The sequence below is a fragment of the Chromobacterium amazonense genome (assembly GCF_001855565.1).
GTDB lineage: Bacteria > Pseudomonadota > Gammaproteobacteria > Burkholderiales > Chromobacteriaceae > Chromobacterium > Chromobacterium amazonense.
Genome location: NZ_MKCR01000029.1, coordinates 22,694 through 29,480, shown reverse-complemented (window position 1 = coordinate 29,480; position 6,787 = coordinate 22,694). Strand labels below are relative to the sequence as shown.

At 63.3% G+C, this 6,787-nt stretch carries 6 protein-coding genes; all 6 read right to left on the bottom strand.

The genetic code is table 11. The features are described from left to right. Positions 1–771, bottom strand: a 771-nt coding sequence (locus BI343_RS13695) for a DUF4123 domain-containing protein (RefSeq protein WP_071110106.1), incomplete at its 3' end; no start/stop codon positions are given. 1 nt (position 772) lies between these two features. Further along, positions 773–3,469, bottom strand: coding sequence for a type VI secretion system Vgr family protein (locus BI343_RS13690; protein WP_071110105.1), 2,697 nt, complete (start codon positions 3,467–3,469; stop codon positions 773–775). Between the two features lie 108 nt (positions 3,470–3,577). Next, complete coding sequence (locus BI343_RS13685; RefSeq protein WP_071110104.1) at positions 3,578–4,024, bottom strand: OmpA family protein; 447 nt, start codon at positions 4,022–4,024, stop codon at positions 3,578–3,580. A gap of 77 nt (positions 4,025–4,101) precedes the next feature. After that, positions 4,102–4,599, bottom strand: coding sequence for an Hcp family type VI secretion system effector (locus BI343_RS13680; RefSeq protein ID WP_071110103.1), 498 nt, complete (start codon positions 4,597–4,599; stop codon positions 4,102–4,104). Between the two features lie 62 nt (positions 4,600–4,661). Then, positions 4,662–6,140, bottom strand: coding sequence for a type VI secretion system contractile sheath large subunit (gene tssC, locus BI343_RS13675; RefSeq protein ID WP_071110102.1), 1,479 nt, complete (start codon positions 6,138–6,140; stop codon positions 4,662–4,664). Further along, positions 6,137–6,652: a type VI secretion system contractile sheath small subunit gene (gene tssB / locus BI343_RS13670; RefSeq protein ID WP_071110101.1), complete on the bottom strand. Its 516-nt coding sequence runs from the start codon at positions 6,650–6,652 to the stop codon at positions 6,137–6,139. The genes tssC and tssB overlap by 4 nt, the downstream gene beginning before the upstream one ends. Positions 6,653–6,787 lie beyond the last annotated feature (135 nt).

Here is a 6,787-nt window from a genome sequence, read left to right as displayed (position 1 = left end):
GCCCCGGCTGAGGCAAACCGCCACGGCCAGCGTCAGCTGGTCGGGGGCATTTTCAACGCCTTGCTCTGCCAGCTGTTGGCCGGCGCGTTGCAGCCAGCCATGCAACTGAGCGCCAGATGGCGGCAGCAGGTCTGGAAAGTGGTCATGCAATTGATCCGCCAGCGTATCGGGCAGGCTCTCTTGCAGCAGCGCGGCCATTTCCCCGTCACTCAGGACCCAGGGGTCTTCTTCATTGGCGGGCGCGCGCTCCTGCGGCAACGTCAAGGGCTGTATGTTGCCGACGCGATCCACGATCAGCCACTGTCGTAGCGGCGCGCACAAGCGTTGCCAGGAGGCCGGATGCAAGGCCTGTGGCAGGGCGGAGGCAATGCGGGTATCCGCAAAGCGCAGCAGGTAGCCTTGCCCGTCGTCGGTTTCTACTTGCAAGCAGCGCTGCCAGGCGTCGCACAGCGCTTGCGCGTCCAACTCGCTGGCCACGAAAGCCAGCATCGGCCTACCCTGGCAGTGGCGCAGCAACTTGGGCAAAACATGGGGCGCTTCCCATGACGCCTCTATCAGCAAGGGCGAAGCGTCGCGCAGTTCGCCCCACTCCGGCTGACAGTACAGCGGCCAAGCCGTGCCCGGAAACCTGGGTTGGCCGCGGCCGTAGTCGAAACCCGCATCCAGCAACGCATACCAGTTCATCGCTTCCGACTCAGTTTCCATCTTGGAGCGCAATTGAGCTTCCAGCCGCTGCGCGTCACTTTTGTCCATGGCGAAAAATTGAGCCATTTCACTGCCCTTGTCCGGCTGTGGCGGTGCCGGATTTGATCGCATTCAACAAACACTGCAAGCAGAACTGCTTGCCGGGAAAGACCGGGGCCGCCATCGTCATGCTCGCCGGCCCGCTCCAATCATGGCTCGCGCCCTTGAAGCTGACGGTGCCCGGCGCGTGCAGTTCGATCTTGCCATCCTTGATGCGCACATAAGCGCCGCCGCTGGTCAGCAGGATTTCCTGTTTACCGTTGAACTGGATTTTCTGTTTGACCGAGGTAATGGTCACATCCTTATCCGCCGTCAGCTCCATCGCGTCGCTCTGCGCCTGCACCTGTACCTTGCCCTTGGCCGCGATCAGCTTCAGCGCCACCTTGTCTTTCACCCCGGCCACAAACAGGCTGATGTGCTGGCCCACGTTGTGAATCCAGCGTCGTCCCGTCGTATGGTTGGCGTCGCGTTGGGCGACCAGGTTCAGATTGGTCCCCGCGGCGACGGTTTGGCTTTGTTCGGTCAGGCTGGCGATGCCGGCCGGGCCGGACAGGATGAGCAGCGGCTGTTGGCCGGCCTGTTCTTTCGCCGTTTTGCCGTCTTTGTCGGTGTTGCTGCCGGCTTCCCAGGCTTTCAGCGCGTCGACGTGGTGTTGCAGGTGGCCGTCCGGCTTTTTGCCGGCTTTGGCGTTGTCCGGGCCGATTTCCTCGGGGCCGGTTTCCATGCTGTCGGCCAGCTGGCCGCTGGCGGTTTCGGCCAAGGCTTGGCTGAGCGAGAGCGCGGCGTCGAGCTGGGACTGGGCGTGTTCTCTGGCTAGTTGTTTGCCGCCGGCGCCGTTTTGCGCTTCGGTGGACAGCAACAGACCATGCGCGGCGCGGATGGCGCCGTGCTGGTCTGTCCGCAGCTCGAAGCCTTCGCCACGCGGCTGGGCTTTGCCGTTGCTGCGCGGGTGGGTCAGGAAGCCTTGGTTGAGCTGGGTCTTGCCGGATTCGGAGCTGAGTTTGGCGCGCACTTCGCCCGGGGTGTCGTCGAACAGCAGTTCGTTGTAGCCGCCGCCCAGGTGTTCTTTGCTCTTGATGCCGGACAGGGTCTTGTTGGCCGGCAGCGCGCCGGCGCCGCTGAAGTCCGGCGTCGGGTGGCTGCCGTTGTACAGCACGCCGGTGATGACGGGCCGGTCGATGTCGCCTTCGATGAAGTCGACCAGCACTTCCTGGCCGATGCGCGGGATGAACTGGTGGCCGAAACCGGCCCCGGCGCTGGGCATGGCCACGCGCAGCCAGCAGCTGGATTTGTCGTCCAGGTTGGCGCCGAATTGGGGGTGTTCCTGCGGCCGTTGCCAGTGGAATTGCACCTTGATGCGGCCTTGGCCGTCGGTGTAGATCTCGTCGGCCACTTGGTCGGTTGGCTCGGCCGGGCCGACCACGGTGGCGGTTTGCACGCCGAGCGAGGTGGGCTTGGCGTGATCGGTGCCGGCGTAGGCCGGGGTCAGCGGGATGCCGCGGCGCTGGGCCTGGATGCGGGTGGTGAACGGGGCGGCGGGCTGGTCCGAGGCAAACGGCGCGGCGTCGGTGGCGAGTCCGCCCGCCAGCAGGCTCGGCGCGGCCAGCTTCAGTTGCTGGGCCAGGTCCTGCGGCAGGTTGTTGCGCGCTTGAAGGGTTTGGCCGATGACGACGAATTCGCGGTCTTGCGGGCTGTCGGTTTCGTGGGCCGGGTGGTTGTCCAGGCGGAGCCACTGGCCGGCGGTCAGGCCGCGGATGGTGCCGCCGCCTTCAAATTGTTTGGCTTGCAGGTCGTAAGCTTGCTGTCGCAGCTGGGCGTAGCGAGAGAGTTGCTCGGCGTCGCCGGCGTAATACAGGCCTTGCGGGTCGTAGTCCTGCAAGGTGGATTGCAGCGCCGCGCCGTCCTTGCCTTGCGCGATGCGGCTCTGGTCGCCGACGTGCTGGGTGGACACCGGCTGGTAGTCAAACGTCGCCAGCGCCACTTGGCCGGGCACGATCTGGCGGCGGCTCTGCCACTCGGTCAGGCCGTCTTCGTCTTCGGTGGCGTCGCTGCGGTGGAAGCGCGCGCGCTCGATCTGGGCCGGCGGCAGGCTGTAGACGTCGTCGAACACCACCAGCTTGACCTGCGGGCTATCTCCATCCACATGTTCGAAGCGCCAGGCATACCCCTCTTCGTGCATCAGTCGCACGATGAATTCGTAATCGCTCTCGCGGTATTGCAGGCAGTAGCTGCGGGCATCGGCCTGGCCGATTTGCATTTCCAGCGCCTGGCCGCGGGCGAAGGCGGGGTTGGCTTGCTGATGCTCCTGCAGGATCTGCTCGATGATCTGCGGGACGGTCAGGTCCTGAAACACGCGCGAAGTGCGGCGGTGGCGCAGCAGCGCGAACGGCGGCTCGATCACCAGCGCGTACTTGGCGAAGCCGCCATCGGAACCCGCCAGCCGGGCCTCGCTGACCACGCCGCAGCGGATCGATTCGCCGCCAGCCGCGTCCGCGATCCCTATGCGCGCCGGCTGGCCGAGCAGGGTCTTGAGTTCGATGGCGCCGTCGGGCGACAAACAGGTGATGGTGAAGCGATACGGCCGGGACACCCCTTCTTCGCCATCCAGCGCCAGCGGCAGCAGCTGTTCGGCGGCGATGCCGCCGGAGCCGAAGGACAGCGTCAGCTGGCGGCGGTCCTGGGTGAAGGCGGAGGCGAAGCTGGCAAGAAGGGTGCTAAGGTCCATGGCTTTACAGTGAATCCATCAGGAACAAGTCAAAAACCGGCCACCCTGCAGCCATGCCCCACTTGGCGGGGCCGAATGGCTGCGGGAAGCTTCATGGCGAATCCGTAATCAGTTGCTCACCACCAGGCGCACGGCATGCAGCGAACGCTCGGTGTCGTAACGCATCGTGATCTTGCTGGGCGGCACGCCGGCATCCACCAGGTACTGGCGCACGCTGACGGCGCGGGTCTGGGCGGCGGCCTTGGCGTTGCCGATGTCGCGGCGGTAGCAGTGGCCGCGCACCAGAATGGACTTGGCATTCTTCAGGTCTTTGGCCACCAGCAGATCCAGCTGGGCTTCGCCCACCGGACTCAGCTTGGCGCTCATTTTGTCAAACGGGATCAGGGTAGCGTCGGCGGCGTAGTTGACAGCAGCCTGCTTGGCGATCTGCGCTTTGGGATCATTGGCGGCGGCGGCAGCCTGGGCAGCTTGGCTAGGGGTCGGTTCCGCTTTCTTGGGCGTGGCGCAGGCGGCGCACAACGCGGTAACAAACAAGGCGGTCAACAAACGTTTCATAGCAAATTTTCCCACAGGTCTGAGTAGAGGCGTAAAACCCGCCCGGGGCCGGGCGGGTTGTCATTCCATTACTGGAATTAGGCGATGGTCTTGTTCGCGGTGAGGTCCCAACCGGCGCTGACGTTGCCGCCGCCTTGGCCGTCGGAACGCTTCTGCTGGGTGTAGGTCCACTTGATCTTGCCGTAGCTGAAGCTCACCTTTTCGCCCGGGAAACCGGCGTCGTTGGCGGAACCTTGCGGCTCAACCTTGGAAATCAGGACTTGTTCCATCTTGACTTCCATGTACTTCTGCTTGTCGCCGCCGGAACGGCACAGCTCGATGGTGATCTCCTTGATGTGCTTACCAGTGCAGCACGCTTCGTAGATCTTCGGGCTAGCCTTGTCCAGGAAGTGGGTGATTTCAAACATGTCGTGGTTCACGCGTTCGGCAGTGGCGCCGCCGGCGGTGCTGGCGGAAACCTGAGCCGGTTGTTCCATCTTGTGCTTGAAGGACTGGATTTCGATCCAGTCTTTGTGCTTGTCGTCGCCGCTCTCACCAGGAATGCCATCGATCTTCAGGAATGCATCAAAAGCCATTGTTACTTCTCCTTAACAAGGTCAAAAAATGGGGGCGGGATCTCCCCCAAACGAACAATGCGTCAACCGGCCGCTTGCGGCAGCTCGGCAACCAGACGCAGAGAAATGGTGAGCTCGTCCAGCTGGAAGTGCGGACGCAGGAAAGCCGCCGCGCGATAGACGCCCGGCTTGCCCGGCACTTCCACCACGTCCACGCGCGCTTCGCGCAGCGGGTACTTGGCCTTGGCTTCCTGGCTGGCGGAATCGTCCAGCAGCACGTACTGAGCCAACCAGGTGTTCAGGTAGTCCTGCACGTTCTGGCGCGAGGCGAAGCTGCCGATCTTGTCGCGCATGATGGACTTCATGTAATGCGCGATGCGGGATACCGCGAAGATGTACGGCAGCTGCGTGGACAGACGCGCGTTGGCGTTGGCCGAATCCGTGTTGTAGGTCTTGGCCTTCTGCGCCGACTGGCCGCCGAAGAACGCGGCGTAGTCGGTGTTCTTGCAGTGCACCAGCGAGATGAAACCCAAGTCGGACAGCAGCTTCTCGGTGCGGTCGGTGATGGCCACCTCGGTCGGGCACTTCAGCGCCACTTCGCCGTCGTCGGTCTTGAAGGTATGAGCCGGCAGGCCTTCCACCAGGCCGCCGCCTTCCACGCCGCGGATGGCCGCCAGCCAGCCGTACTGGGCGAAGGCGTCGGTCAGACGCGCCGCGTAGGCATAGGCCGCGTTGGTCCACAGGTATTTGTCGTGGTTGCTGCCATCGACGTTTTCTTCAAAGTCGAATTCCTCCACCGGCACGTTGTCGCGGCCGTACGGCAAGCGGCCCAGGACGTGCGGCAGCACCATGCCAACATACCGAGAGTCTTCCGATTCGCGGAAAGATTTCCACTTGGCATATTCGACGGTGTCAAAAATCTTGGCCAGGTCGCGCGGCTTGCCGATGTCGGCGAAGGTTTCCAGGCCAAACAGGCCCGGATCGGCCGACGTGATCAGCGGCGCGTGGGCGGAGGCCGCCACATGCGACAGCTCTTCCAGCAGGTAGAAGTCTTCCGGATGGCGGGTGAATTCGTAGTCGCCCACCAGCGCGCCGTACGGGGCGCCGCCGAAGGTGCCGTATTCTTCCTCGTAGATCTTCTTGAACAGCGCGCTCTGGTCGAACTCGGCCGCCGCCTTGAAGTCCTTGACCAGGTCCTTCTTGGAGGCGTTGAGCACCTTGATCTTCATCATGGTGCCGGTTTCGGACTGCATGATCAGGTAGTTCAGGCCGCGCCAGGAGGCTTCCAGCTTCTGGAAATCCGGGTGGTGCATCACGTTGTTCAGCTGGTCGGAGATCAGCTTGTCGATCTCGGCGATGCGGGCGTCGATGCTGGCGGACAGGTCGCGCGACACGGTCACGCTGCCTTGCAGCACTTGGTCTACCAGTTCGCCGATCAGATCGCGGGTGTGGCTCTTTTCGCTCTCGTTGGTGGCGATGCGGCTTTGCTCGATGATGATGTCGAGCAGGCTGGTCGCCTCGGCGGCGGCGGGCGCCGCCTGTTGTTGCAGTTCCGCGCTCACTGTTCGCCTCCTTCCTTCTTGCCGGCTTGCTGGCCGATCTGGCGCAGCTTCTCGGTGTCGCGCACCACTTCATCCAGCAGCTCTTCCAGCTTGTCGTTGCCGGACAGCTTGTTGCGCAGGTCGGCCAGGCGGCTGCGCGCTTCCAAGAGCTGGTTCAGCGGGTCGATCTGGCGCACCACGTTTTGCGGCTCGAAATCGGACAGCGATTCGAAATTCAGCTCGACGCCCAGCTGGCTGCCGTCGTCCTTCAACGCGTTGTCGACTTTCATCGCCAGACGCGGGGCCATGCCCTTCAGCACTTCGTCGAAGTTGTCGCGGTCGATCTGAACGAACTTGCGCTCCTTCATCTTCGGCAGCGGCTCCTTGCTATGGCCGGAATAGTCGCCCAGCACGCCCAGCACGAAGGGCAGTTCCTTGGTTTCGATCGCGTCGCCGATCTCGACGTCATAGGTGATCTGCACGCGCGGCGGGCGGACCCTCGACAGTTTTTTCTGAGTGCTCTCTTTACCCATGGCTCATCTCTAGGGAAGGTCTGAACAACCTGCCACGCAAACAGAAATGCAATTTCTCGCGGGGGCTTCGGTTGCATTAGACCTACCAATTCTAGATCGCGCGCCATGAGGATGACCGGATGCTTCCGGCCATCC

Bases quoted from the DNA above. Each gene is read 5' to 3' on its own strand.
- BI343_RS13690 (WP_071110105.1), bottom strand. From the start codon at position 3,469: ATGGACCTTAGCACCCTTCTTGCCAGCTTCGCCTCCGCCTTCACCCAG.
- BI343_RS13685 (WP_071110104.1), bottom strand. From the start codon at position 4,024: ATGAAACGTTTGTTGACCGCCTTGTTTGTTACCGCGTTGTGCGCCGCC.
- BI343_RS13680 (WP_071110103.1), bottom strand. From the start codon at position 4,599: ATGGCTTTTGATGCATTCCTGAAGATCGATGGCATTCCTGGTGAGAGC.
- tssB (WP_071110101.1), bottom strand. From the start codon at position 6,652: ATGGGTAAAGAGAGCACTCAGAAAAAACTGTCGAGGGTCCGCCCGCCG.